Annotated in this window: 23 protein-coding genes; 11 read left to right on the forward strand and 12 right to left on the reverse strand. The window is 68.4% G+C overall.

Going from position 1 to position 24,747, the window contains the following annotated elements; all coding sequences use genetic code 11:
• Nucleotides 1-9 precede the first annotated feature (9 nt).
• Nucleotides 10-1,155: a thiolase family protein gene (locus GNX95_RS08250; RefSeq protein ID WP_163506517.1), complete on the reverse strand. Its 1,146-nt coding sequence runs from the start codon at nt 1,153-1,155 to the stop codon at nt 10-12.
• A gap of 96 nt (nt 1,156-1,251) precedes the next feature.
• Here GNX95_RS08250 and GNX95_RS08255 point away from each other — a divergent pair, with 96 nt between their 5' ends.
• Together GNX95_RS08255 and GNX95_RS08260 are read left to right on the forward strand one after the other, a co-directional pair.
• Nucleotides 1,252-2,400, forward strand: a complete 1,149-nt coding sequence (locus tag GNX95_RS08255) for an acyl-CoA dehydrogenase family protein (RefSeq protein WP_163506518.1) — start codon at nt 1,252-1,254, stop codon at nt 2,398-2,400.
• 11 nt (nt 2,401-2,411) lie between these two features.
• The gene (locus GNX95_RS08260; protein WP_163506519.1) at nt 2,412-3,173 is read left to right on the forward strand and encodes an SDR family NAD(P)-dependent oxidoreductase; all 762 of its coding nucleotides are present in this window, start codon (nt 2,412-2,414) and stop codon (nt 3,171-3,173) included.
• Nucleotides 3,174-3,229: 56 nt separating this feature from the next.
• Here the strand turns inward: GNX95_RS08260 and GNX95_RS08265 are convergent, their stop codons facing one another.
• The gene (locus tag GNX95_RS08265; RefSeq protein WP_163506520.1) at nt 3,230-3,541 is read right to left on the reverse strand and encodes a hypothetical protein; all 312 of its coding nucleotides are present in this window, start codon (nt 3,539-3,541) and stop codon (nt 3,230-3,232) included.
• A 44-nt stretch (nt 3,542-3,585) separates the two neighbouring features.
• Between GNX95_RS08265 and GNX95_RS08270 the strand changes: the two genes are divergently transcribed.
• Together GNX95_RS08270 and GNX95_RS08275 are read left to right on the forward strand one after the other, a co-directional pair.
• Complete coding sequence (locus GNX95_RS08270) at nt 3,586-4,350, forward strand: enoyl-CoA hydratase/isomerase family protein (RefSeq protein WP_163507925.1); 765 nt, start codon at nt 3,586-3,588, stop codon at nt 4,348-4,350.
• A gap of 14 nt (nt 4,351-4,364) precedes the next feature.
• The gene (locus GNX95_RS08275; protein ID WP_163506521.1) at nt 4,365-5,375 is read left to right on the forward strand and encodes an LLM class flavin-dependent oxidoreductase; all 1,011 of its coding nucleotides are present in this window, start codon (nt 4,365-4,367) and stop codon (nt 5,373-5,375) included.
• Here GNX95_RS08275 and GNX95_RS08280 read toward each other — a convergent pair.
• On the reverse strand, nt 5,312-5,989 hold the full coding sequence (locus tag GNX95_RS08280) for a class III extradiol ring-cleavage dioxygenase family protein (protein ID WP_163506522.1): 678 nt from the start codon (nt 5,987-5,989) through the stop codon (nt 5,312-5,314). The two genes, GNX95_RS08275 and GNX95_RS08280, sit on opposite strands and share 64 nt — an antisense overlap.
• Nucleotides 5,986-6,891, reverse strand: coding sequence for a dihydropteroate synthase (gene folP, locus GNX95_RS08285; RefSeq protein ID WP_222853462.1), 906 nt, complete (start codon nt 6,889-6,891; stop codon nt 5,986-5,988). Before folP ends, GNX95_RS08280 begins: the two co-directional genes overlap by 4 nt.
• A gap of 32 nt (nt 6,892-6,923) precedes the next feature.
• Between folP and GNX95_RS08290 the strand changes: the two genes are divergently transcribed.
• Together GNX95_RS08290 and GNX95_RS08295 are read left to right on the forward strand one after the other, a co-directional pair.
• Entirely contained in the window at nt 6,924-8,381 is a 1,458-nt protein-coding gene (locus GNX95_RS08290) for an aldehyde dehydrogenase family protein (protein ID WP_163506524.1), read from the forward strand.
• A gap of 29 nt (nt 8,382-8,410) precedes the next feature.
• A complete protein-coding gene (locus GNX95_RS08295) occupies nt 8,411-9,088 on the forward strand; it encodes a TetR/AcrR family transcriptional regulator (protein WP_222853463.1) in 678 nt (225 codons plus the stop codon).
• Here GNX95_RS08295 and GNX95_RS08300 read toward each other — a convergent pair.
• The 7 genes from GNX95_RS08300 to GNX95_RS08330 all read right to left on the reverse strand — a co-directional run bounded on the left by GNX95_RS08300 (nt 9,062) and on the right by GNX95_RS08330 (nt 17,699).
• The gene (locus GNX95_RS08300) at nt 9,062-9,622 is read right to left on the reverse strand and encodes a hypothetical protein (protein WP_163506525.1); all 561 of its coding nucleotides are present in this window, start codon (nt 9,620-9,622) and stop codon (nt 9,062-9,064) included. The genes GNX95_RS08295 and GNX95_RS08300 overlap by 27 nt on opposite strands.
• A complete protein-coding gene (locus GNX95_RS08305; protein ID WP_163506526.1) occupies nt 9,616-10,506 on the reverse strand; it encodes a thiamine pyrophosphate-dependent dehydrogenase E1 component subunit alpha in 891 nt (296 codons plus the stop codon). Before GNX95_RS08305 ends, GNX95_RS08300 begins: the two co-directional genes overlap by 7 nt.
• A 97-nt stretch (nt 10,507-10,603) precedes the next feature.
• The gene (locus tag GNX95_RS08310; RefSeq protein WP_163506527.1) at nt 10,604-12,139 is read right to left on the reverse strand and encodes a class I adenylate-forming enzyme family protein; all 1,536 of its coding nucleotides are present in this window, start codon (nt 12,137-12,139) and stop codon (nt 10,604-10,606) included.
• Nucleotides 12,140-12,145: 6 nt separating this feature from the next.
• Entirely contained in the window at nt 12,146-14,440 is a 2,295-nt protein-coding gene (locus tag GNX95_RS08315; RefSeq protein ID WP_163506528.1) for a CaiB/BaiF CoA-transferase family protein, read from the reverse strand.
• Nucleotides 14,437-15,396, reverse strand: a complete 960-nt coding sequence (locus GNX95_RS08320; RefSeq protein ID WP_163506529.1) for an enoyl-CoA hydratase/isomerase family protein — start codon at nt 15,394-15,396, stop codon at nt 14,437-14,439. The genes GNX95_RS08315 and GNX95_RS08320 overlap by 4 nt, the downstream gene beginning before the upstream one ends.
• Complete coding sequence (locus tag GNX95_RS08325; protein WP_163506530.1) at nt 15,389-16,498, reverse strand: M24 family metallopeptidase; 1,110 nt, start codon at nt 16,496-16,498, stop codon at nt 15,389-15,391. The genes GNX95_RS08320 and GNX95_RS08325 overlap by 8 nt, the downstream gene beginning before the upstream one ends.
• Nucleotides 16,488-17,699 (reverse strand): M24 family metallopeptidase, encoded by a 1,212-nt coding sequence (locus GNX95_RS08330; protein ID WP_163506531.1) that lies wholly within the window; start codon nt 17,697-17,699, stop codon nt 16,488-16,490. The genes GNX95_RS08325 and GNX95_RS08330 overlap by 11 nt, the downstream gene beginning before the upstream one ends.
• A 174-nt stretch (nt 17,700-17,873) precedes the next feature.
• Between GNX95_RS08330 and GNX95_RS08335 the strand changes: the two genes are divergently transcribed.
• From GNX95_RS08335 to GNX95_RS08355, 5 genes are read left to right on the forward strand one after another with little or no spacing between them, the layout of a single operon-like run.
• Nucleotides 17,874-18,074 carry a ferredoxin gene (locus GNX95_RS08335; protein WP_163506532.1) on the forward strand — a complete coding sequence of 67 codons (201 nt, stop codon included), beginning with the start codon at nt 17,874-17,876 and terminating at the stop codon, nt 18,072-18,074.
• Nucleotide 18,075: 1 nt separating this feature from the next.
• A complete protein-coding gene (locus GNX95_RS08340; protein WP_163506533.1) occupies nt 18,076-19,290 on the forward strand; it encodes a cytochrome P450 in 1,215 nt (404 codons plus the stop codon).
• Between the two features lie 17 nt (nt 19,291-19,307).
• On the forward strand, nt 19,308-20,111 hold the full coding sequence (locus tag GNX95_RS08345) for an SDR family NAD(P)-dependent oxidoreductase (RefSeq protein WP_163506534.1): 804 nt from the start codon (nt 19,308-19,310) through the stop codon (nt 20,109-20,111).
• A 3-nt stretch (nt 20,112-20,114) separates the two neighbouring features.
• Nucleotides 20,115-21,770, forward strand: a complete 1,656-nt coding sequence (locus tag GNX95_RS08350; RefSeq protein WP_163506535.1) for an FAD-binding protein — start codon at nt 20,115-20,117, stop codon at nt 21,768-21,770.
• Between the two features lie 31 nt (nt 21,771-21,801).
• Nucleotides 21,802-23,376, forward strand: a complete 1,575-nt coding sequence (locus tag GNX95_RS08355; protein WP_163506536.1) for a GMC oxidoreductase — start codon at nt 21,802-21,804, stop codon at nt 23,374-23,376.
• A gap of 1 nt (nt 23,377) precedes the next feature.
• Here GNX95_RS08355 and GNX95_RS08360 read toward each other — a convergent pair whose 3' ends face one another.
• On the reverse strand, nt 23,378-24,565 hold the full coding sequence (locus tag GNX95_RS08360) for an enoyl-CoA hydratase/isomerase family protein (RefSeq protein WP_343034788.1): 1,188 nt from the start codon (nt 24,563-24,565) through the stop codon (nt 23,378-23,380).
• Nucleotides 24,566-24,747: the final 182 nt, after the last annotated feature.

Here is a 24,747-nt window from a genome sequence, read left to right on the forward strand (position 1 = left end):
GGCCCTGGCTCAGCTGAGCAGCTCGATAATGGTGGCGTTGGCGGTGCCACCGCCCTCGCACATGGTCTGCAGGCCATAGCGCGACCCCGTGCGCCGCATCTGCGCGAGCAGACGGGTCATCAGGATCGCCCCGGACGCGCCGAGTGGGTGGCCGACGGCGATCGCACCGCCCAGCGGGTTCAGGCGCGCCGGATCGGCGCCGGTCTCGGCGAGCCAGGCCAGCGGGACCGGGGCGAAGGCCTCGTTGACCTCGAAAACCCCGATGTCTTCGATGGACAGCCGGGCCCGGCCAAGCACCTTCGCCGTCGCCGGGATCGGGCCGGTCAGCATGGTGATCGGGTCGGCGCCGCTGACCGCGCCGCTGTGGTAGCGGGCCAGCGGGGTCAGACCCAGCTCGCGGGCCCGCTCGGTCGTCGTGATGAGCAGCGCGGCGGCTCCGTCCGAGATCTGCGAGGCGTTGCCAGCGTGGATGACACCGTCCGATTTGAACGACGGTGTGAGGCGTGCCAGCGTCTCGACCGACGTGCCCCGCCGCAGCCCTTCATCCGTGGTGAACGTCGTGCCGTCCACCTCGACCGGCACGAGATGGTCGTCGAAGACACCCGCGTCGATCGCGGCGGCCGCGTTGGCGTGCGACCTGCCCGCGTACGCGTCGAGCAGCTCGCGGCTGAAGGCCCACCGCTGCGCGATGAGCTCGGCGCCGATGCCCTGGTTGAACTCGAAACCGTTGTAGCGCGCCAAAACCGAGGGCCCGTACGGTTGGCCGGTGGTGCGGTGCGCGCCGAGCGGGATCCGCGTCATCGTCTCCACGCCGCCGGCCACCACCAGGTCGTACTGGCCGGCCATGACCGCGTGAGCGGCGGAGTCCACGGACTGCTGGCTGGAGCCGCACGCGCGGTTGATCGTCACGCCCGGCACGTGCTCGGGCCAGCCGGCGGCCAGCACCGCGCTCCTGGCGACATTGCTCGACTGATCGCCGATCTGCGTCACGCAACCCCACATCACGTCGTCCACGGTCGCCGGATCGACCCCGGTGCGTTCCACCAGCGCGTTGAGCACGTGGGCCGACAGGTCGGCCGCGTGCACCTGCGCGAGTGCACCGTCGCGCTTCCCGATCGGCGTACGTACCGCGTCGACGATGACGGCATCTCGCATGATTTGGTCTCCTCATCACCGAACGATACGGCGAACCTACGAGACCTGCTCTCGCGAGGCAATTGTCAACATCACAATTGATGATACTCTTTTTCGGTGCGCCGGACCCTCTTCAACCAGGACCACGAGGACTTCCGGATGCTGGTGCGGGAGTTCTTGGCCCGCGAGGTCGAGCCGGTGTACGAGCGGTGGCGGCGCGCCGGGCTGGTGCCCCGCGAGCTGTTCACCGAGCTGGGCAAGCTCGGCATCATCGGCACCGCCATCCCGGAAACGTACGGTGGCGGCGGTCAGGACGACTACCGCTTCAACGTCGTCATCCAGGAGGAGACCGCGAGGGCGGGCGTGACACTGGGCGGCTTGCGTACGCACCTGGACGTCGTCCTGCCGTATTTTCTCAGTCTTGCCAACGAAGAACAGCGCGACCGCTGGTTTGCCAGGCTGGCCCGCGGCGAGCTCTACACCGCGATCGCGATGAGCGAGCCGGGCGCCGGGTCCGACCTGGCCGGCATCACCACGAAGGCGGTCCGTGCCGGCGACCATTTCGTGCTCAACGGCGCGAAGACGTTCATCACCGGTGGCCAGCACGCCGACCTGGTGATCGCGGTGGCCCGCACCGGCACCGATCCGGACAACCGCCGGAGCGGACTTTCGCTGCTCGTGGTGGAAAAAGGCATGCACGGCTACACAGTCGGCCGCAAGCTGGAAAAACTCGGGCTGACTGTGCAGGACACGGTGGAGCTGTCGTTCACCGACGTACGCGTGCCGGCGGCCAACCTGCTCGGCGACGAAGGCGCGGCGTTCACGCATCTCACCAGCAATCTGGCCCAGGAACGGCTGGCCATCGCGGTCGGCGCGGTGGCCCAGGCGCGCGCGGCGGTCGACCAGACGATCGCGTACGTGCGCGACCGGCGCGTCTTCGGTAAGCCGGTCGCGGATTTCCAGAACACCAAGTTCGAACTGGCCGCCATGGCCACCGAACTGGCGGCCGGTCAGGCGATGCTGGACGCGGCCGTCGCCGCGCATGTCAACCGCGAGCTGAGCGCGGTCGACGCGGCGAAAACCAAGCTGTTCTGCACCGAGATGCAGGGCCGCGTGGTCGACTGCTGCCTACAGTTGCATGGCGGATACGGATACATCCTGGAATATCCGATCGCACGGCTGTACGCGGACGCGCGGGTCAGCCGTATCTACGGCGGCACCAGCGAGGTCATGAAAACAATCATCAGCAAATCCCTGGGATTGTGAGGAGTTCGTCCATGCGCGTCAACGAGTCGGTATGCCTGGTCACCGGCGGCGCCTCCGGGCTCGGCCTGGCCACCGCCCGCCGCATCGCCGCGCGCGGCGGGCGTGTGGTGATCACCGATGTTTCTGAAGAACAGGGCGAAAAAGCCGCCGCCGAGCTCGACGGGGCCGCCCGCTTCGTACGCACCGACGTGACCGACGAGGCGGATGTCGCGAACGCGTTGGACGCGGCCGCCGGCGTACGCTTCGTCGTGCACTGCGCCGGCCGCGGCGGTGACCGTACCCGAATCATCAACAGAGATCGGGTGCCCGGAGGGCTGGAAACGTTCGCCGAAGTCGTGCGGATCAACCTGGTCGGCACGTACAACGTGCTGCGGCTGGCCGCATCGCGCATCGCCGAGAACGACCTCCTGGACGACGGCGACCGCGGTGCGATCGTACTCACCGCATCGGTCGCCGCGTTTGACGGTCAGATCGGCCAGACCTCGTACAGTGCGTCGAAGGCCGGCGTACACGGCATGACACTGGTCGCCGCCCGCGACCTGGCCAGCTGGCAGATTCGGGTCAACACGATCGCTCCCGGCGTGATGGACACGCCAATGCTCGGCCGGCTGCGCACCGACATCCGTACGGCCCTGGCCGCGTCGGTGCCGCACCCCAAGCGCCTCGGTGCCCCGGACGACTACGCGCGGCTGGCCATCGAGCTGCTGGAAAACCCGTACCTCAACGGCCAGACCGTCCGCCTCGACGGCGCCATCCGGATGGCCCCCCGCTGACCGACACGCCTGCGCGGCGGGCGCTCCCTCACCCAGGGCACCCATCAGGCAGATGGTTAGTCGGAGGCGGGAAGCGGCTTGGCGGGTTTCAGTGGCAGCGGCACGCCGTTCACGGCCAGCGTTCCCTGGCCCGGCTTGGTGCACAGCAACTCCAAGCCGAGCTCGTTGTCCGCATAGCGCTTGCCGAGCAGCGCACCGCCCTGCTGAGCCGGATCGGCCCGCCCCGCGATGCCCGCCTCCGGGCCGCGCGGATCCACCATCGGAGCCCCGCCGCAGGTGATCGCCAGATCGTCGTCAGGCGCGCGCACCACGATGACCGCCGTCGTGTCGACAGTGCTCGCCAGCGTCTGCCCAATCCGCACCTTCATCGGCACCTCCCGGAAAAAGAGTATACTATTAATCAGTGCAGCCTATGACCGTACGGTATGACCTGACCGATCACGTCGCGACCGTCACGCTCAACCGCCCGGACGCCATGAACAGCTTCAACCAGGCGATGCTGGACGACTTCGCGGCGATCTGGCGGACGGTCAAAACAGATGACGACGCACGCGTCGTCGTCCTGCGCGCCGAGGGTGACCAGGCATTCTGTACGGGGGTGGACGTCAAGGAGGGCATCGACCGGCACCCGAACGTCTGGAGCCAGACCGATCCGGGCGAACACCTCTCCCCCAAACTCAACCAGGTGTGGAAACCGCTGGTCTGCGCGGTTCACGGCATGGCCGCCGGCGGCGCGTTCTACTGGCTCAACGAAGCCGATATCGTGATCTGCTCCGCGGACGCCACGTTTTTCGACCCGCACGTCAGCTACGGGATGACCGCCGCGCTGGAGCCGATCGGTCTGGCCCGGCGGATTCCGCTCGGCGAAGCCCTGCGGATCGCGCTGCTCGGCCTGGACGAACGGCTCTCGGCGGCGCGCGCCCTGCAGATCGGCCTGGTCAGCGAGGTGGTGCCACGCGATCAGCTGTGGCACCGCGCCGACGAGATCGCCCGGATCATCGCCGCCAAGCCGCCGGCCGCGATCCAGGGCACCGTACGAGCGATCTGGGAATCGCTGGACACCTCCCGCACGCAGGCATTGCGCACCGGGTTGTCCTACACACAGCTCGGTAACCCGATCGGCAAGGCCGACATCGACCGTTCCGCGGTGCCTAGGCAACGGTGGCACCTTCGCTGAAAAGAGCACACTTTATGCGCTTCGGCATGCCATGGCCCGGCGCCGCCCTCGCCCGCGAGGCCGAGCGCGCCGGTGTCAGCGCGTTCTGCACCGGCGATTTCGCCGACCACGACGCGTACCTCACGCTCGCCGAGATGGTCGCGCACACCGATCGCGCACTGGTCGGCCCGGCCATCGCGTACGCCTTCGCCAGGACTCCGTACGCGCATGCCACCGCGATCCGGCAACTGCACGCGGCGGCACCCGGCCGGCTGTTCCTCGGGCTGGGCACCGGTGCTTACCGCGTCAACCGCGACTGGTTCGCCGTGCCCGCCGATCGCCCGGTGGACCGGGTCGCCGAGACCGCGCAGGCCGTCCGCGCCTGGCTGCGGGCGGACAACGGCGAAAAAGTCCGCTATTCCGGCGAGTTCTACGAGATCGACGCCGACGTACGCGCACCGGTCCTCGGCCGGTTGGACGTGCCGGTGCTGCTCGCCGCGTTCAACAAACGCATGGCCGAAACCGCCGGCCGGATCGCCGACGGCGTCATCGGGCACGGGCTGTTCACCCGCTCGTGGTGGGACGACGTCGTACGACCGGCGGTGCATGACGCATACCCGCGTCCGGAGCCGGCGGCCGAGCATGGCTGGATCATCACCGCCATCGACGACGCGGCCCCGGAGCGCGCGATCGCCGACGCGCGGCGGATGATCGCGTTCTATCTCACCGTGAAAACGTACGACCCCTACGTCACTCACCACGACTGGGAGAGTCCGGTCCGACAGCTGCGAACAGCGTTCCGGAGAGGCGACACCGACGGAATGGCCGCCGCCGTCACCGACGAGATGCTTGCCGAGATCGCCATCTGCGGTACGACGTCGGACGCGAAGCAGACGCTGGTACGCCGCGCCGGATCGCTCCCCCGCGACATCGGGTATTTCGCGCCGCCCAGCTTCCTGGTGGGCCGCAAGCGCCGCGCCGCCTACGCGCTGTCCAGCCTCGCGCTGAACACCGGATACCAAACACCGAACGGATCGTCGCTGTAGTGACATTCGGTGCGGACGAGCGATCCGCACGCGCCGGCCAGCACCTGCCATGCCGCCCGGCCGCCGATCAGCAGGTCGTCGGCCACGTCTGGCCGCAGCCCGAGCAGTCGCTCGAACGCGCCGGAACGCAGAGCGTCCTCGATTTGCCGGTCCACCACCAATGCACGTGGATCGGCATATCCGGGTGCCTTCGGGCCGCGTCGCGCACTGCCGTCGGCCATGACCAGCAGGCCAATCCGGTCAGCGTGGCGGGCGAGACCGCGGCCGTACGCGCGGCAATCCGCGGGCGGCGACGCGTGGTCGATGCCATGCAGCTCGATCGGCAGCCTGACACTGGCCAGCAGCTCCCGGGCGACGGCGAGACTGAGCGGCAGCGTCTCGTCGGGCTCCGGTTTCCCATACGGTGCAAACAAAAGTCGCGGGGAAGGAGCCAGCGGCGACCACCGACCCGTACGCGCCGCACCCCCGACGACCGCGATGAGGTCGGCGGCGGCGAGGTGGTCGATCGCGGCCGCGCAGGACGCGCGCAGTTTCTCGACCTCGGGCACCACACCGCCGGTCACACCGGGAAGCAGCAGCGGCGGCTGCGGGCAACTGGCGACGGCGACGATCACGCCAGCCCGCGTACGGCTCGCGTCGGCGGCTTACGTCCCGCCAGCACCGCGACCATGTCCAGGACCTCTCGGGTCTGGCCGACATTGTGCGTACGGAACATGGCGGCGCCCTGCCAGGCGCACACCGCGGTGACCGCGAGGCTGCCGGCGAGCCGGTCCGGCACCGCCGCGTCCAGCGCCTCACCGATGAAGTCCTTGTTGGACACCGACGCCAGCACCGGCCAGCCGAGCCCGGTCAACTCGCCGAACCGCCGGGTCAGCTCCAGCGAATGCCAGGTGTTCTTCCCGAAGTCGTGCGCGGGGTCGATCAGGATGCCCTCTCGCGGAACGCCCGCGCGCACCAACGCCTCGGCGCGGTGCATGACCTCGTTGACCACGTCCGCCACCACATCGCCAAACGCGACCCGGTGTGGCCGGGTACGCGGAGCGGCGGTGCCGGTGTGCGTACAGACATAGCCGGCGCCGAACTCGGCGGCCACCTCGGCGAGCTGCGGATCGGCGCCGGCCCAGCTGTCGTTGAGCAGGTCGGCGCCCTCCTGGCAGGCCGGCCGGCCGACCTCGTGCCGCCAGGTGTCGACGCTGATCGCCACCTCGGGAAACCGGCCACGGATCTCCGCCACCACCGGAATCACCCGGCGGATCTCCTCGCGTACGTCCACCTCGGCTCCGGGCCCTGCCTTGACGCCTCCGACGTCGATGACGTCCGCGCCCTCGGCGACGGCCCGCTCGACGGCGGCGACGGCACTCGCCCAGTCGTACGTCCGGCCACGGTCGTAGAAGGAGTCCGGGGTGCGGTTCACGATCGCCATGAGCAACGCGCGATCCTGCCGCATCACCCGACCACACAGCCGTATTGGGTGCTCCCAATAAGATGACTTAGCTATCGCTTCCCATGACACCATCACAGTCTAGCCAAATTCAGTATCCTTAATCCATGTTCTCCTCGCAGCTCTATATCGGCGGCCGGCGTACCGACGGCGGTTCGGACCACTGGACGACGGTCCGTAACCCGGCGACACAGGAGCAGATCGCCGAGGTCCCCAAGGCGTCCATGGCCGACGTACGGCAGGCCATCACCGCCGCCCGTACGTCGTTCGACGACGGCCCGTGGCCACGGATGAAGCCGGCCGAGCGAGCAGCGGTGCTGCTGCGGATGGCCGAGGAGGCCGAGCGCCGGATGCCGGAGCTGGTGGCGGTCAACATGGCCGAGGCGGGATCGGTGCGGGCACTGGCGGAGAGCATCCAGACCGGCGTGCCGGTGGCGCACCTGCGGGACATGGCCGAGCGCGTGCTGCCCCGCTTCGCCTGGGAGCGGGCGATCGAGCCCACCGTGGGTCCGGCCATCTTCCAGGGTGTGCTGCGCCGTGAGGCGTACGGCGTGTGCGCGCTGATCCCGGCGTACAACTTCCCGTTCTTCCTCAGCATGATGAAGCTGATCCCGGCCCTGGCCGCCGGCTGCACGGCGGTGCTGAAGCCGGCGCCGATGACGCCACTGGAGTCACTGCTGATCGGTGATCTCGCCGACGTGGCCGGCATCCCGCCGGGGGTGGTCAACGTCGTCACCGGCGACGCCGAGGCTGGCCGGGTGCTCACCACCGATCCGATGGTCGACGTGGTGAGCTTCACCGGCTCGGATTCGGTCGGCCGGACGGTCTACGCCCAGGCCGCCGCCTCCATGAAGAAGGTCGTTTTGGAGCTCGGCGGCAAGTCGGCGAACATCGTACGCGCCGACGCCGACCTCGACGCCGCCGCGCGGTCCACGCTTGCCGGCATCACCACGCACGCCGGGCAGGGTTGCTCGCTGCTGACCCGCACGTTGGTCCACGAGTCGGTGCACGACGAGCTGGTGGAGCGGGTCCGCACCGGGCTGGCGAGGGTCGTGGTCGGCGACCCGATCGAGGCGGCCACCACGATGGGTCCGCTGATCAGTGCGGCACAGCGAGCGAAAGTGGAGAAGCTGATCCGCTCCGGCGAACAGCAGGGCGGGCAGGTCGTCTTCGGCGGTGGGCGTCCGGCCGGCCTCGACCGCGGCTTTTTCGTGGAGCCCACGCTGTTCACCGGTATCACCAACGCGATGACGATCGCACGTACGGAAATCTTCGGCCCGGTCGGTGTCGTCATCCCGTTCCGCACCGATGACGAGGCCGTCGAGATCGCCAACGACAGCCCGTACGGTCTGTCCGGCGGCGTCTTCACCGCCGACATGGTGGCCGCGTACGACATCGCCGCCCGCCTGCGTACCGGCACGGTCACCATCAACGGCGGCAGCGCCGGGGTCTCGCCCCGTGCGGCGTTCGGGGGTTACAAGCAGAGCGGGATCGGTCGCGAGTGGGGCGAGTTCGGGCTCGACGAGTTCCTGCAAACCAAGACCATCAATTGGGCAGCGCGCTGACCAACCATGAGGCGGCTAAGCTCTCCATCGTGCCGAAGCCAGCCATCACCCGGTCTCGGATGAGCAGCGGCGCCGGCAACACCGAAACCCGGCGGGCGATCCTGGACGCGGCCGAGCGACTGTTCGCCGAGGAAGGCGTCCAAGCCGTCTCCAACCGCCAGATCGCCGCCGCCGCCGGCCGCGGCGACACATCCGTCGTCGGCTACTACTTCGAGTCGAAGGCCGACCTGGTCAGGGAGCTGCTGCGCCGCTACAACACGCGGGTCGACCTGCTGCGGGACAAGATGCTTGACCAGGTCGGCGAGTCGGAGTCGCTGCGCGACTGGATCGAATGCCTGGTCTACCCGTACACCGACATCTTCGACGCCGACGGTGTTCCCGGCTGGCATGCGCGGCTCGGCGTCCAGATCGTGGCCGACCCGACATTGCGCGACATCGCCGTACAGGAGACCAACACGGCGACCTTCCGGCGCCTGCTGCGCGGTCTCGACCGCTGCCTGCCGGAGCTGTCGCCGGAGCTGAAGCGCGAGCGTACGCGGATCGCCAGCCACGTCATCGTGCACAGCTGCGCCGACCTCGAACGCGCCATGGCAAACGGCCTGCCGCTGCCGTTTCCGTCCTGGAGCGAGTCGGCCGCGGTGATCATCGACGCGATCGTGGGATTGCTGACCGCGCCCGTGTCAGAACCGGGCCGGCGCGGCGGCTGACCGAGGGCCGGTCGCGTCGTAGAGGGCGACCGGCTCGACGACGACACACGGAGCCGGGTCGAGGATCGCGGCGTGCAGGAAGGTCTCGGCTTCGGCGGGAGTACGCGGGGTCAGCACGTTCAGGCCCGGGATCAACGCGAACCAGCGCGTACGCGCGCCGCCACGCAGGGCGTCAGCGGGCATCGGCACCCGGAAGACCGGTGAGCCGTACCCGTTAGCTCCGGGGAAAAGCGCCGCCGCATGCGCCAGCTGATCCAACGCCGGCCCGGCGATCGCCGCGACCGAAAGCTCGACGACCGGGACCATCCCCTCCAGCGCCGCGCCGACAGCGACGCCGGTCATGCCGGTCACCGGGCCGGGCAGGTTGACCACCCGGTGGCGACCGTACGTGGTCGACAGGCCGCCGGTGACTCCGTACGCGCCGCCAATCGGGTCGGCGATGTCCTGACCGAGGAGCAAAACGCGATCATCGGCGGCGAGGGCGCGACGGAGGGCCTGGTTGAGCGCATCGCGACCGGAGTACTCGCTCACCATGAGATGACCTCCTCGACCTCACGCCTGGCGGCCGACGCGATCCGCGCCAGGCTCTCCGGATCGATGCCAGTGGTCTCCCGCAGCCACCGCTCGTATCGCGGCACGGGATCCTCCGCCATGGCCATCGCCAGGTCCTCCGGCGGGATGTAGTCCGGCCCGTCCCCGGCCCGATAGCCGCCGAGCCGGAACGTCACGCACTCCACCAGCATCGGCCCGCCACCGGCCCTGGCCAAAGCGACCGCCTCGCCGACCGCCTCGCGTACGGCCACCGGGTCGTTGCCGTCAACGGTCCGTCCCGGCATCCCGTACGCCTGCGCCCGCGCCGCGATCCGGTTGATTCGCATCGTTTCCAGCACCGGGGTGTAACGGCTGTAGAGATTGTTCTGGCACAGCAGCACAAGCGGCAGCCGTTGTACGGCCGCCAGGTTCGCCGCCTCGTGGAAAGCGCCGGTGTTCGTCGCACCGTCACCAAACGACACGACCACCACCCGGTCGCTCCCGGTGACCTTCGCGGCAAGGGCCGCGCCAGCCGCCACCGGAATGCCCGCCCCCGGAGTGCCGGTGGAGAAAATGACACCGTGCGCCGGAGCCGACGCACGCGCCTCCGCGGCACCCCACTGCGCGGCCGCCAGCCGTACGACGTCTCGCAGCGGCACGCCGCAGGCGACCAGCTCATGCAGGCAGCGCCGGGTCGTGACCAGCCGGTCGCCCTCGTCCAGGGCCGCCGCGGTCCCGGCGGCGACCGCCTCCTGCCCTCGTACGGGCAGGTAGTCGGCCCCGGCCAGGGACAGGACGGCCTCCTCGCACAGCCGGGTCTTCACCATCGCCGCGTACATCGACAGCAGCGTGTCCCGGTGGTTACTCAGCAACGTGAGGACGGTCATCGGTGTGCCCCTAGGGTCTGTCTCGAAGTCCCAGGTGGATGAGAGTCGAGATCCAAACGTCGTGTGCCGGTGCCGGACGATGGCCCAAATAGCAGCGCTATGGTGGGTCATCGGCCGGTGCCGGCACGCGGCGTTTGGGCTCGGCTATCGCCGCCTGGGACTTCGAGGCAGGCCCTAGTTGGGCGACGATGTCGTCGCGCCGGATCTTGCCGGTGGGGGTACGCGGCAACTCGTCCCAGACGGCGATCCGGTCGGGGGTTTTGGAGCCGCGTACGACCTGGCGGACGCTCTCGCGAAGCTGGTCCGGGTCCAGCGAGACACCGGGCTCGGGCGCGACGACCGCCTCGATCCGCTGCCCCCACTCCTGGTCGGGGACGCCAACGACAACGGCGTCGGCAACGCCGCTCAGCCGCAGCAGCACGTCCTCGATCTCGGCGGGAGCGATGTTCTCCGCTCCCCTGATGATCGTGTCGTCCTCGCGGCCTTCGATGAACAGGAAGCCCGCGCTGTCGAGCCGGCCGAGGTCGCGGGTGTCGAGCCAACCGTCGCTTCGTCCCGGCTTTCCGGCATATCCCGCGGAAACCTGGGCGCCGCGGATCCAGATGCGCCCGGAGACCCCGACGGGCACGACCTTCCCGGCTGGGTCGCGGACTTCGATCGCCACACCGGGGATCGGGCGCCCGGCCGAATGCAGCCGGGCGCGCGCGTCCGGGTCGGTCGCGGCGAACGCGTTCCGGTGGTCGTCGGGTCCGAGAACGCAGACGGTCGAGCTGGTCTCGGTCAGCCCGTATGCGTTGACGAACCCGACGTCGGGCCATTCACGCATTGCCTGTTCGATGACCCGCGGCGGCATCGACGCGCCGCCGTACGCGAGCGTACGCAGGCTCGGGACCTTACGGTCCACGGTGTCGTCGGCCATGATCCGGGCCAGCATGGTCGGCACCACCATCGCGTGGGTGACCCGCTCGCCGCGTACGGCGTCGAGCCAGCCGGCCGGCGTGAACGGATCGAGAAACACCAGCCGGCGGCCGGAATAAAGGTTGGTCAGCACGTTCGACACGCCCGCGATGTGGTAGGGCGGCGCGCACAACAAAGACGCCTCGCCGGCGGCCGCGCTGCCGAACTCGACCGTGCCGATCACGTACGACACGAGGTTGGCGTGCTTCAGGAGCACACCTTTGGGCGCTGAGGTGGTCCCACTGGTGTAGATGATCACCGCCGTCGACTCCGGATCCGGTTCCGGCAACGGGTTGCCGGGCCGGTCGGTCGTCAGGTCAAACCATTCGTCCGGGGTCACCAGTCCCGCGGCGCCCGGCTTGGCGATCACGGCCTGCGGCCCGGTGGCGATCACCAAAGCGCCCGGGTGGTTGGCCAGCAAGGAAATCAGCTGCGCCTCCCCCAATCGATAGTTGACCGGTACGAACGGCACCCCGGCGACAGCGGCCGCGAACAGCGCGACCGGAAACGCCGGCCCGTTCGGCGCCAGATAGACCACCGCGGACGCCCCGGCCTGGGTCAACACCACCGCGCCGCGCCGCGCCGCCGTACGCAGGTCGCCGGCCGACAGCTCGCCGAGCACCGTACGCCCGTCCGAGCCGTCGGCCGCCATGTCCAGCAACGTCGTCAGGTTCATGCGTCACTACCAGGCTGGCCGGTCACCGATCACGCCTTCCTCCGCGAGCGCGGCGATCTGGTCGGCGGTCAACCCGAGTCCGCTCAGCACTTCGGTGTTGTGCTCGCCAAGAAGCGGCGCGTGCCGCCGGTGCATCTCATCTCCCAACCGAAACGGCAGGGTGCTGTAACGGGCACTGCCCACCACCGGATGTTCGACGGTCTCGAAGAAACCGCGCGCCCGCAGCTGCTCAAGCTCGGTCTGGCGATGTGGCTGCAGCACCGGCGCGACCGGGACACCGGCCTCCCAGAGCAGGTCAACGATCTCGGCGCTGGTACGCCGTGCGCACCACAGGCTCAGCTGCTTGTCGATGAGATCGTGCCGCGTTCGCCGGGCCGCGGCGTCCGGCATCTGCGCGATCCAGTCGGGCCGGTCGATCGCCTGGCACAGCGCCGACCACTGCTCGTCGGTGCTGACCGCGATCGCCACCCACGAGTCGTCGCCGCCGGACTCGTCCGGCTCGGCCGTCCGGTAGAGGTTCTGCGGCGCCGACACCGGCCCGCGGTTACCCGCCCGGTCGAGCCGCGCGCCGTACGCGGAGTGCTCGATGACCTGCTCGGCGGCGATGTTGATCGCGGCCTCGGCCATCGAAGCCTCGACCAGCATGCCCTCGCCCGTACGCCGCCGGTGCTCGAGCGCGAGCAGCAGGCCGTTGAGGGCGTGTAGCCCGGCGTTCGGGTCGCCCAGCGTGTACGGCTCGACCGGATTCTGGTCCGGATGGCCGGTCAGCCAGGTCAGCCCGGACACGTCCTCGATGACGTACGCCAGAGCCGTGTTGTCACGCCACGGCCCGGCCAGACCGAAGCCCGGCATGCGAACCATGATCGCATCGGGCCGGATCGCGCGTACGGCGTCGTAGCCCAGTCCGACCTGGTCCAGCACTCGCGGCGTGTAGTTTTCCACGACCACATTGCATTGGGCGATCAACTCGCGTACCAGCTGCTGGCCGCGCTCGGTCTGGAAGTTGATCGTCACGCTCTTCTTGTTGGTGTTGAGCCCGGCGAATATCCCGGACTTCTCCCACCACCGGTCCTCGGTCATCGGCACACCGGCGATCATCCGGGTGCCGTCGGGACGGGTGGTGGACTCCAGGTGGATCACCTCGGCGCCGAGCATCGCCAGCACATGCGTACACGACGGGCCGGCCCAGAACGCCGTCATGTCCAGCACCCGCATCCCCGAGAGCGGAAGGCGTGGATCCGGTGGCGTCCGGGGGAAGTCGGAATCCGGTTCTGCGGCGTACGGCTCGATGCCGACCGGCTCGCGGAGCACGTCCGGGGTCAGTCGGTACGCCGGACGCGGCTGTCGGAACCCGTCGCGCGGATGCGGCCGGAAGGTGTCCGCGAACTGCTCGAAACCGGGGATGACCGACCCATTGCCGACCGGCCCGTTCGGGATCCGGAAGGCGGTCGCCAGCTCACAGATCTCGGCGACCGTGTGCTCCGCGATCCAGCCGTAGATCTGCGCGGCGTGCTTCGTGGTGACCTCGAAGATGGCGATGGGCGCGTCAGTGTCGACCCATTCCGGATGGCCGACCATCGCGCACAGGTCCATCAACTGTTGTGCCGTCGCGCAGCCGAGCGCGACGAGCCCGTCCTTCGCCGTGGACACCCCGGGGATGAACAGCGACCGTACCGAGCGGAACGGCCGGCCGTTCACCTCGAAGAAGGTCACCGGGTAGTAGGTGAGGCACAGGACGTTGACTTCCAGCATCGAGAGGTCGACGAGGCGGCCCCGGCCGATCAGCGTTCCGGCCGCCGCGTACGCACCGGCCAACCACTCGCCGACCTGCCCACCGATGTGGACCGGGGCCCGGTCGGGCGCGCCGCGGCCGAGACCGATGATGCCGCCGGACCACGCCTGCAGGGTGAACTCGGTGGCCGGCTTGTCCCGCCACGGCCCCGCCAACCCGAACGGGGTGATCGAGGTGACCGTCAGATGCGGGTGGGCCGCGCGGATCTCGTACGGGTGCAAAGGCGAACCCTGCGACCACAGGACCGCGTCGGCGCCAGCCAGCAGCGCACGTACGCCGTCCGGGTCAGCGACGACGCTTTTCTTGGAACAGGACAAAAAGCTGAACAGAGCACCGTCGGAGTCCGGCGGGATGTCGGCGCCGGAGGCCGACCACCGCCGCAGCGGATCACCCTGCGGCGGCTCCACCCTGATGACGTTGGCACCCCCGTCGGCCAGGATCTTGGTGCAGTACGCACCGGCGATCCCGACCGACAGGTCGACGACCGTGAAACCGGCGAGGGGGTTCATTCCGGTTTCCTTCGGCCCTTCCGGCTGAGCCGGAAGTCTGGGGGGAACTGGGCGTCGTTGTCCTTGACGGCGTTGTTCAGACCACGCTCGAAAACTCCGTCGTCGAGCACCAGCTCGTCCTTGTCGGGGCGGGCGTAGTTGCCCAGGCTCTCGAATAGGCCGGTGAGCATGCTGCCCAGGTATTCGCCCTGAAACTGTTTCATCATCATGAAGAACAGCTTCTGCTGGTAGACGGTGTCGGTCGGCCGGTTACGGGCGCAGGCGAGCGCGTACTTGTCGACCTCGGCGGCCAGCTGGTCGCGAGGCACAACCGAGTTGAGGAAGTTGCATTCGTGCATCTCGGCGGCGGTGAACGGCCGGCCGGTGAACACCATTTCCTGGAACTTGCGCAGCCCCATGGTCTGCGCCCAGGTCCACATCCGCGGACCCCAGCCGGCATAGCGGAACGCGGCGTGCCCGAACAGCGCGTCGTCAGACGAGATCACCAGGTCCGCGTCGGCCGCCTGGTAGAAGTGCCAGCCGTAGCAGTACCCCTTGGCCTCCAGGATGCTGATCTTCTTGAAGTCCTGCAGGGTGCGACAGCCCGACCGCGGATCGGCGAACCACTGGCCGATCTGCGCTCCGCCGCGGAACGAGCCGCGCGGCGGCAACCGTACGTCGTCCGCGGCCGAGAGGGTGAACTCCCGCAGCCGCGGCTCGTCGTCGTCCGACCCGTAGATCTCCATGAACTCCGGGAGATCGACGCCGCTGCCCAGATCGTTGCCGGCCCCACGGATGACCAGCACCTTGACCTCGTCGTCGATGTTGGCGCGGTGCAGCAGCTCGGCGTACCGGAGTCGGGCACCGACCGTCGGCGCGTTGAGCTGCTCGGGCCGGTCGAAGGTGATGGTGGCGATCCGGGTCGCCGGATCCTTGTCGTAGCGGATGATCTGCTCGGGGGTAGGACGGTCAGCCATGGGACAACACCTCGGCGTCGCCGTCGGTGATGACGATGGTGTCTCTCCGGAAAACCGCGCCGATGTCCTGCTCCCACACGTAGGCGGTGAGCGCGAACACCATGCCCGCCTCGAGTGTCTCGGCGGCCGCGGTGGCGGGCAGGCCGCGAGTCACGACCGGCGGATCGAAGCCAAGGCCCAGCCCGCGCGCCACTGCCATTGGCGGCAACGGCTCGCCGGCCGCCTCGTACGCGTCGAACAGCCGGCTCGCTGGTGCGCCCGCGCGGCAGGCGGAGATCAGCCGATCCCAGAGCGCGTCGCACCGGCCGTACAGCCCGTTGGTGGGCTCGTCCCGCTCTCCGCTGACCGGGTACGTCCGGCCGACCTCGCCGATGTATCCGCCGGCGACCACCCCGGCGGAGAACGCGACCAGATCGCCAGGCACGGCCGCCCGCTGCTCTCGTACGCGCCGCCACCGGTGCTGGCGGCTGGTGATCCACGCGGCGTCCTGCACGGCCGGGGTGGTCACGCCACCCGCGGCCGCCGCTTCCAGCAGCACACCGGACAGCTCCCGCTCGGTGACTCCGGGCCGGAGCTCGCCGACCGCCGCGGCCAGGCCGGCTTCGGCGACCGCGACGGACTCGCGGATGGCCGTCAGCTCTTCGATCGTCTTGATCCGGCGGGCCGCTCGCATCGCCGGCTCACCGTCGACCAGCTCCGCCGCCGGGAACGCCATCGGCAGCAACTGGCCGAACATCGGCGACAGTGCGTCGGTCCCGACGCGCCGCGCGTCCGCGACGCCCTTTATCCCGCGCAGGAGCTCGATGGTGTTCATCGGGTTCCAGGTCAGGGTGAACAGGTGCTCATGCGGGATGTCGTCCGGGATGCCCTCGTCGTCCCATTGGCTGAACAGGTGAATATCGCCTGACCGGGTCAACGCACAGGTCGGTGCGAACGGTGAGGTCCCGGCGAGCCACAGGGTGATCGCGCCGGTCACGTAATGGACATTGGCGGCGCGGCCGACGATGAGCGCGTCGAGATCGTGGGCTTTCATTTGCGCCAACACACGCTCACGCCGCCCGGAGCGCAGAGCGTGGTCGTGCGGCACGACGTCAGTCGCCATAGGGGTGATAGGGGTAATCGGTGAGCTGGATGTAGCCGTCGTCCGTGATCACGAAGATCTCCTCAGCGCGGAATCCGCCGGTGTTGTCCGCCCAGGCGATTGGCTCCAGTACGAGCACGCTGCCGGCCTGCAACACCTGGTTCTCGTCGAATGCCTGGCCCAGGTCGGTGCCCACGAACGGCAGCTCCGCCGCGTCGACGCCCAGCCCGTGACCGAGGTAGAAGTGCTCGACCCACGGCCGCTCGCCGCCGTTGGCCTCGATGGCCGCCCGGGTCAGGTCGGCCGCGGTGACGCCGGCCCTGAGCACCGCGAGCACGGCGTCGAGGATCTCCCGCCACCGGCGGAACTGCGCTTGCTGACGCGGCGCCGGGTCCTGGCCGACGCACCAGGTGCGCCCGAAGTCCGAGCAATATCCCTCGTACGTGATGCTCACGTCGGTCCACAGCACGTCACCGCGGGCGAGCTCGCGTTCGGTGGACTTGCGGGGCAGCGAGAGATCGCCGTGCGGCGTCCACACCTCCTGCTCGGCCCGGCTGGGTGGCATGACCTCCCAGATCGGGTCGAGCAGGTACGCCGTCGCGCCCAGCTCGAAGGAGCGGCGTACGAACCGGGCGGACAGGTCGATCTGCCGGACCCCTGGCGCGACCGCCGCGTCGATGTCGACCATCGCCTCGGCCGTGATGCGCGACGCGATCCGCAGGCAAGCCAGCTCGTCCGGTGTCTTGATCAGCTTCGCCATGGCCATCAGCGAGACGCCGTCAGCCGGGGTTTGGCCGCGGAACAGTCGCTCGTGGTTACGTCGCATCGCACCGGTGAGCTCGTCGACTGCGTACGCCGCGCCGGCCGGTGCGAGATCGGCGAGTACGGCGGCGAACTTCTCCACGCCCTCGTCGAACTCGAGATAGACCGGCGGGTGGATGTGGTCGGCCGGTAGCGCCGACTCGTGCGCCAAACCCTCGCTGAACGGCAGGAACAGATGCGGCCAGTCGTCACTGGCGAGCACTACGGCCACCGGCCGGTCGTCATGTGCGAGACCCCAGTCGCCGAGTGGCCAGCTGGCGCCGGTCGCGTACGTGACGTTGCTGTTGCCGAGCAGCACGAGGACGTCGACGCCCTGCGCCGTCATAGTCTCCCGGAGCCGCGCGCCAACCTCTCGGCGCATCCGTGACAGGTCGGGGGTCTGCGGAATCGCGATCATCATCTCGGTCCCAGGCGTTTCGGTATGTCGGTCATCTGGCCCCCTTGGGCGATTTGCGAGTGGTCGCAGTCACACGGCTGTGAGGCAGTAGACACCCGTACGCGACTTTGCGTCAAGCGGTTGATTGAAAGTAGTCTCGGAACGTAGTCTTCGATCTCATCCGGGAGGAGATCCGCCGTGCGGGTCAGTATCGAGCAGGACAAATGCATCGGCGCCGGGCAGTGCGCTCTGGCGGCGCCGGAGGTCTTCGACCAGCGCGACGAGGACGGCGTCGTGGTGCTTCTCACGCCGTCGGCGCCGGCCGGGACGCAGGACGGCGTACGCCACGCCGTCGCGGTCTGCCCCGCTGCCGCCATTCACATCGACGTTGAGGACTGAGATGACCGAACCTGCGACCGACGTTCCGTACTTTCCGATGCCGCGCGCGGAGGGCTGCCCGTTCGACCCGCCGCCGCCACTGCGAACGACGGTCGCCGAGCGGCCGCTGTCCCGCGTACGAATCTGGAACGGCAGCACGCCATGGATCGTGACCGGCCACCGGGAGCAGCGTGCGTTGCTCGCCGACCCGCGCGTCAGCGTCGACGACCGGCTGCCGGGATTTCCGCACTGGCACGAGGGAATGGCGGCGATGGCGCCGCACCGGCCGGACGCGGTTTTCAACACCGACCCGCCGGTGCACACGCAGCACCGCCGCAGGATGACCGCGCCGTTCACGGTCAAGCGGGTCCAGGCGATGCGGCCGGTCGTACAGAAAATGACCGAGGATCTGCTCGACCGGATGGTCGCCGGGCCGCAGCCGGCCGATCTGGTCGAGGCATTGGCGCTGCCGCTGCCGACGCTGATGATCAGCGAGATTCTTGGCGTGCCGTACGAGGATCACGAGTTTTTCCAGAAACAGGCGGCCATCGGCATAGACAGCAACGCCACCGGCGAGGCGGCGATGAAGGCGTTCGCGGCACAGAACGAATATCTGGCCGGGCTGGTCCAGAAACGGATGGCCGCGCCACAGGATGACGTTGTCTCCGACTTCGCCGCGCGGGTCAACGCCGGCGAGATCGGCGTGGCCGAGGCAGCGCAGATGGCGCTGGGGCTCTTGGTCGCCGGCCACGAAACCAGCGCCAACATGATCGGCCTTGGCACGCTCGTACTGCTGGAAAATCCCGACCAGCTGGCGCTGCTGCGGGAAGCGGACGACGACGCCGTCGCGAACGCCGTCGAGGAGCTGCTCCGCTATCTGGGCATCATCCATGGCGCGCAGCGGCGGATCGCCACCGCGGACATCGACATCGCCGGCGAGGTGATCCGTGCGGGCGAGGGCATCCTGATCGAGTTCGCCACCGCCAACCGTGACCCGCGTACGTTCGACCGCCCCGACGAGCTGGACGTACGGCGCTCGGCGCGCGAGCATCACGCGTTCGGCTACGGCGCTCACCAGTGCATCGGCCAGCAGCTGGCGCGGGTCGAGCTGCAGGTGGTGTTCCCGACGATTTTCCGCCGGGTGCCGGCGCTGCGGCTGGCCACCACGATCGACCAGATCCGGTTCAAGCAGGACCGCTTGGCGTACGGCGTCTACGAACTCCCGGTCGCGTGGTAGTCGAGAAAGGCGAGGACATGAGCGAGCTGTCAGGACGGGTCGCGATCGTCACCGGCGGCGCCGCGGGCCTGGGTCGTGGCATCTCAGAGCGTTTCGCGGCCGCCGGCGCCCGGGTCGTGGTTGCCGATGTCGACGAGGAACGCGGCCGGGTCGTCGCCTCCGGACCGGCCTTCGCGTTCCGCAGGACCGATGTCGCCAATCCCGACGAGATGCGGGATCTGGTGGCGTACGCGGTGGACACCTTCGGCGGGCTCCACGTCATGGTCAACAACGCCGGTGTCTCCGGCGCCATGCACGCCGCCTTCCTGGACGACGACTTCGCCGACTTCGACCGGGTGATGGCGATCAACGTGCTCGGGGTGATGGCGGGCACGCAGCACGCCGCCCGGCACATGGCCGCCAACGGCGGCGGCTCGATCGTGAACGTCACCTCGATCGGCGGAATCACCGCCGGGCGCGGGGTGATGAGCTACCGCGCCTCCAAAGCGGCGGTCATTCACCTGAGCAAGTCGGTCGCGATCGACCTGGCCGAGCACGGCGTGCGCGTCAACTGCATCGCGCCCGGCAACATCCCCACCGAACTGCTCGCCAGCTCGATGGACGACGAGAGCACGGCGCCGTACCGCGCCGTCATGAACATGACCCGTCCGCTGCGGAAAACCGGCACGCCCGCCGATGTCGCCGAGGCCGCGCTCTATCTGGCCAGCGACCGGTCGGCGTACGTGACGGGGGCGGTCCTGGCGGTGGACGGCGGCTCTTCGGCCGGTTTTCCCCTCACGATGCCCGATCTGCTGCGGGCAGCCGGGACGACGGTGGGCTGAGCCATGCCGGACTGGGACTCCTCGTACGATTTCGTCAGCGTCGGCAGCGGCGGTGGCGGGCTGGTCGGCGCGTTGCGGGCGGCCGACCTGGGAAACTCGGCTCTGGTCATCGAAAAACAACCGCTGGTCGGCGGCTCGACCGCGATGTCCGGTGGAATGGTGTGGATCCCGGACAATCCGTTGATGAAGGTGGACGGCATCGCCGACTCGTACGACGACGGGATGGCCTACTTCGAGGACGTCGTCGGCAATGCCGGGCCCGGCTCGTCGCGCGAGCGGCGGCACGCGTATCTCACCGCCGGACCGCGGATGGTCTCCTTCCTGCAGGGCGCCGGGCTGCTTTTCCACCGATGTGCCGGATATCCCGACTACTACGACACGGCCAAGGGCGGCAACGCGCAGGGACGGTCCATCGAAGGCATTCCGTACGACGCGCGCCGGCTCGGCGAGTGGCGGCTGAAGCTGCAACCGGGTTTGGCCGCCTCCATCGGGTTTTCGGCGATGACTGAGGAAATCCCGTACATGATGCACTTCAACCGGTCGTTGCGCAGTCTTGGCGTCACCGCTCGGATCGCGTTGCGGACGCTGCGCGCTTCGGTGTTTCGCCGGCCGGTGCTGACAAACGGCTCCTCGTTGGTCGGGCAGTTGGTGGAACGCGCCGTCGCGCGAGACATCCCGATCTGGCTGGACGCCACTGTTGAGGATCTCGTCGTCGAGGACGGGCAGGTGACCGGCGTACTCGTCCGCCGCAACAATGTCATCTTGACAGTCCAGGCCCGCAAAGGCGTGCTACTGGCCGCCGGAGGTTTCGCGCACAACAAGGACATGCGGCTGAAGTACGGCGGTGACCAGCGGACGTCGGGTGAATGGTCGATGTCCAATCCGGGTGACACGGGCGAGGTGCTGGCCGCTGCGATGGCGCTCGGTGCGCGGACCGACCTGCTGGACGAGGCTTGGTGGCTGCCCAGTCCGTCGGCGTACTTCGGCATGTCGGCGTTGAACAGCGCGCGCCAACGGCCACACACCATTTTCGTTGACAACGCGGGGAAACGTTTCTGCAACGAGGCCAATTCCTACGTCGAGGTCGGGAAGGCCATGTTCGCGCGGAAGGCGGTGCCGTGCTGGCTGGTCTTCGACGACAGCTACCGGCGCGCGTACACCCACTCGCAAACCAGTGTCGGTCGGCTGCCCGCCGAATGGCTGAAGAGCGGTGAGATCAAAACGGCCGAAACGGTGACCGCACTCGCTCGGGCCTGCGGGATCGACGCCACCGGTCTGGCCAGGACGGTCACCGAGTTCAATCTGCATGCGCGCGACGGACTCGATCCGGCGTACGGCCGCGGGGAGTCCGCGTACAACAAACATTTGGGCGATCCCGCCAACAAAACCAATCCGGCCATCGGGCCGATCGACCGGGCGCCGTTCTATGCCCTCCCGATCTTTCCCAGCGACGTGGGCACATGTGGCGGGTTGGTGACGGACGAACACGCACGCGTACTCGGTGCCGGCGGGCCGTTAGCTGGCCTGTACGCGACCGGAAACATCACCGCCACCGTGATGGGCCGGCAGTATCTGGGGGCCGGTGGCAGCATCGGCAACACTATGGTTTTCGGTTTTGTGGCCGCGGAACACGCATGTGAGGCCGACACGAACAGGTAGCCGTCCGACGGCAATCCCAGGAGGTTAGGTCATGCCAGATCTCAGCAGGAGGGCTTTCCTTCAAGGCGCCGCCGCGACCAGCCTGATTCTGTTACCCAGTGCGGCAAAAGCTCAGGTCCGCTCGACCAACGAGGACCACCGCGTCGTCGTCATCGGTTCCGGATTCGGCGGCGGCGTCACCGCATTGCGGCTCGCGCAGGCCGGCGTACGGGTGCACGTGCTCGAACGCGGGATCCGCTGGCCCACCGGCCCCAACGCGGAGACGTTCCCACACGCGAGCAGCCCGGACAAGCGGATGTTCTGGATGGGACTGTCCGGCTTGCTGCCGGGTATGCCCAGCCTGCCCGGCGGTACGCCGGCCGAGCACTACACCGGGCTGCTGGAATTCATCGTCGGCAACGGGATGACGCAGGTGGTCGCGGCCGGTGTCGGCGGCGGCTCGCTGGTCTACCAGGGCATGACGCTGCAGCCCGCCGAGGCCGTCTTCAACGCGACTTTCCCTGACGCGCTGGACTATGCGGAGCTGAGCCGGACGTACTATCCGCGAGTCGCGCAGATGCTGCGGATCGCGACCGCGCCAGATCAGCTCATCAACAGCAAAACGTACGCGGCTGCCCGTGTTTTCGCCCGCAACACAACGCAACAGGGCTATCCGCTATCGAAAATCGCGATGCCGATCGACTGGAATTTCGCGCTAGCGGAACTACGCGGGGAGATGAAACCGTCGTATACCAACGGCGACTGTGCCGTCGGTGTCAACAACGGCGGTAAGCATTCCGTCGATGTCACCTATATAGCCGCCGCAGAGGCGACCGGAAACTGCACTGTCGCAACCCAGCACAACGTCACCGACGTCGCGCTTGCTCCCGACGGGCGGTGGACCATCAACGTCGATCGGATCGATACCGATGGGACCGTATTGGAGAAGAAAGTCGTCACCGCGAAGGCACTTGTCATGGCCGCGGGGACCGCGGGCACGACGCGGTTGCTCATGCGGGCGAGCGGCAAAGGGCTGATTCCCGACCTGCCGGACGGCCTGGGAAAGAACTGGGGCTCCAACGGAGATCAGATCTACACCTGGACCAGTCTGGCCGACGATTTCGGCTCCCCGCAGGGCGGTCCGGTCGTCTACGGCAGCCGGGAATGGGATAACCCGGATTCCGCCAACACGGTCATCCAGGCATCACTGCCACCGACGCCCAACCTACGCAGCACGATGCTCGTCGGTTACGGCGTCAGCAAGGGACGGGGTCATTTCGCGTATGACGCGCGGAAAGACGACGCCACGCTGAACTGGGCGGCCGGTTCAGACAGCGTACTAGCCGCCCGAATTGCCAAGCGGATCAACGATATCGGCGGCCCTCTCGCGGTCAAGCTCGACACCACCAGCCTGCTGCCCAGCACCTGGCATCCGCTCGGCGGAGCCTCGATGAACCTGGTGTGCGATCTCGAAGGCCGTGTCCAGGGACATCGCGGGCTCTACGTGCTTGACGGCGCGCTCATGCCGGGCACGACCGCGGCATGCAATCCGTCGATGACCATCGCGGCCGTCGCCGAGCGCGCGCTCGACAGGATCGTCGCCAACGACGTCGGCACCATTTTTTGATTCACGGATCCGCGAAACCGTCCACCAAGCCCCACCGCAGCGCCGTCTCCGCCGGCAGCGGCTGGCCGGAAAGCGCAAGATGGAGCGTACGCCAGCGACCGATCCTGCGCGGAATGCCAACGGTGCCGCCCGCGCCCGGAATAAGCCCCATGGCAATCTCCGGCAGCCGAAAACTGGCGTCCGCGGCCGCGACAACGCGGCGTGCCAGAGAGGGAATTTCCACACCTGCACCGACACAACTCCCGTGCACTCGCACCTCGATCCGGTTTCCGAGTGCGTGTACGAGCAGACCGGCACTAACCGTCGTACGAATGAAATGCGCGGTGGCGACATCCGGCGTGGTGCCGAATTCCGCCAAGTCGCCACCGGCGCAAAAAGACCGGCCGGCGCCGTCGACCACGACCTGATTGACTGAGCGATCCACCAACGCGATTCTCAGCGCGTCACACAAGGCTTGACGCATTTCCCTGCCGTACGCGTTGCGGCGCTCTGGGCGGTTGAGCGTGATATACAGAGTGTCATCCGTACGCCCGACAAGCAGCGGCTCGTCCGCGGTCGCCATGGGTGCGAGCGGGCCGCGGTCCTCCAGCCATTGCCGGAATTCCAAGCCCCCCAGCAAGGTGGAATACGCGTACGACTCCATCTCCAGTGCCGTCCGCACCGGAAGTCTGACGTTGCCGCGGAGCAGTTGGCGCAGCGACAGCGCCGCCTGCGGATTGCGTACGACGGCCGCCGCGAGCTCGTGCGCCTCCCGCTCAGGCTCCGCGACCGCGACCGTTTCGCAGCCGACATCGGCAGTGCTGAGGGTGAGGTCGACAGCCGCGGTCAGCCGCGAAGCCACATTTGACGTGACCCCGATCAGCAGCCGATCGCAGCCCTCGGCAAATGCGCGGGCCCGCTTCTGCGCGTGTTGGGACGCGCCCGGCTGGATGTCGACGAGCATTACCGGATCGACCAGCCGGCCATCCTCATTTAGAACCGGCGCATGCGCCGCGCCGTCGGCAAGATCTGCGATGGTGATTGTTTTGACCATTTCCCCCAGCCTATCTGGGCCGGGTGCCAGAGAACACCTACTACTCACCGGCGCTGGGGCGATATCGGACCCTGCCACGCTTGCATCGAACATCTCGAAATTTCCGGCACGACCGGCAGCGCGTACGAGGCGGACCTGCCGTTCGGAGATGCCCATGCGGTCAGTTACCTCGCCGTCCTTTCTACCTTCGGCGCGGATGCTCTCCCAGACGCGGAGCCAGCAGGACTGCGCAGTGGGGACTGTCCCAGGAACGGTGTTTTCGGTCCGACACACCGGGCTAAGGTCCGGTGGGATGGGCACGGACAGTGATGGCATCTGAGGTTGTGACGACTCCGAAG

This window comes from Fodinicola acaciae (assembly GCF_010993745.1).
Classification (GTDB): domain Bacteria; phylum Actinomycetota; class Actinomycetes; order Mycobacteriales; family HKI-0501; genus Fodinicola; species Fodinicola acaciae.

Bases quoted from the DNA above. Each gene is read 5' to 3' on its own strand.
- GNX95_RS08330 (WP_163506531.1), bottom strand. From the start codon at position 17,699: ATGATGATCGCGATTCCGCAGACCCCCGACCTGTCACGGATGCGCCGA.
- GNX95_RS08260 (WP_163506519.1), top strand. From the start codon at position 2,412: ATGCGCGTCAACGAGTCGGTATGCCTGGTCACCGGCGGCGCCTCCGGG.
- GNX95_RS08345 (WP_163506534.1), top strand. From the start codon at position 19,308: ATGAGCGAGCTGTCAGGACGGGTCGCGATCGTCACCGGCGGCGCCGCG.
- GNX95_RS08265 (WP_163506520.1), bottom strand. From the start codon at position 3,541: ATGAAGGTGCGGATTGGGCAGACGCTGGCGAGCACTGTCGACACGACG.
- GNX95_RS08270 (WP_163507925.1), top strand. From the start codon at position 3,586: ATGACCGTACGGTATGACCTGACCGATCACGTCGCGACCGTCACGCTC.
- GNX95_RS08290 (WP_163506524.1), top strand. From the start codon at position 6,924: ATGTTCTCCTCGCAGCTCTATATCGGCGGCCGGCGTACCGACGGCGGT.
- GNX95_RS08360 (WP_343034788.1), bottom strand. From the start codon at position 24,565: ATGGGCATCTCCGAACGGCAGGTCCGCCTCGTACGCGCTGCCGGTCGT.
- GNX95_RS08315 (WP_163506528.1), bottom strand. From the start codon at position 14,440: ATGAACCCCCTCGCCGGTTTCACGGTCGTCGACCTGTCGGTCGGGATC.
- GNX95_RS08320 (WP_163506529.1), bottom strand. From the start codon at position 15,396: ATGGCTGACCGTCCTACCCCCGAGCAGATCATCCGCTACGACAAGGAT.
- GNX95_RS08300 (WP_163506525.1), bottom strand. From the start codon at position 9,622: ATGGTGAGCGAGTACTCCGGTCGCGATGCGCTCAACCAGGCCCTCCGT.
- GNX95_RS08250 (WP_163506517.1), bottom strand. From the start codon at position 1,155: ATGCGAGATGCCGTCATCGTCGACGCGGTACGTACGCCGATCGGGAAG.
- GNX95_RS08340 (WP_163506533.1), top strand. From the start codon at position 18,076: ATGACCGAACCTGCGACCGACGTTCCGTACTTTCCGATGCCGCGCGCG.
- GNX95_RS08325 (WP_163506530.1), bottom strand. From the start codon at position 16,498: ATGGCGACTGACGTCGTGCCGCACGACCACGCTCTGCGCTCCGGGCGG.
- GNX95_RS08350 (WP_163506535.1), top strand. From the start codon at position 20,115: ATGCCGGACTGGGACTCCTCGTACGATTTCGTCAGCGTCGGCAGCGGC.
- GNX95_RS08275 (WP_163506521.1), top strand. From the start codon at position 4,365: ATGCGCTTCGGCATGCCATGGCCCGGCGCCGCCCTCGCCCGCGAGGCC.
- GNX95_RS08305 (WP_163506526.1), bottom strand. From the start codon at position 10,506: ATGACCGTCCTCACGTTGCTGAGTAACCACCGGGACACGCTGCTGTCG.
- folP (WP_222853462.1), bottom strand. From the start codon at position 6,891: ATGGTGTCATGGGAAGCGATAGCTAAGTCATCTTATTGGGAGCACCCA.
- GNX95_RS08355 (WP_163506536.1), top strand. From the start codon at position 21,802: ATGCCAGATCTCAGCAGGAGGGCTTTCCTTCAAGGCGCCGCCGCGACC.
- GNX95_RS08310 (WP_163506527.1), bottom strand. From the start codon at position 12,139: ATGAACCTGACGACGTTGCTGGACATGGCGGCCGACGGCTCGGACGGG.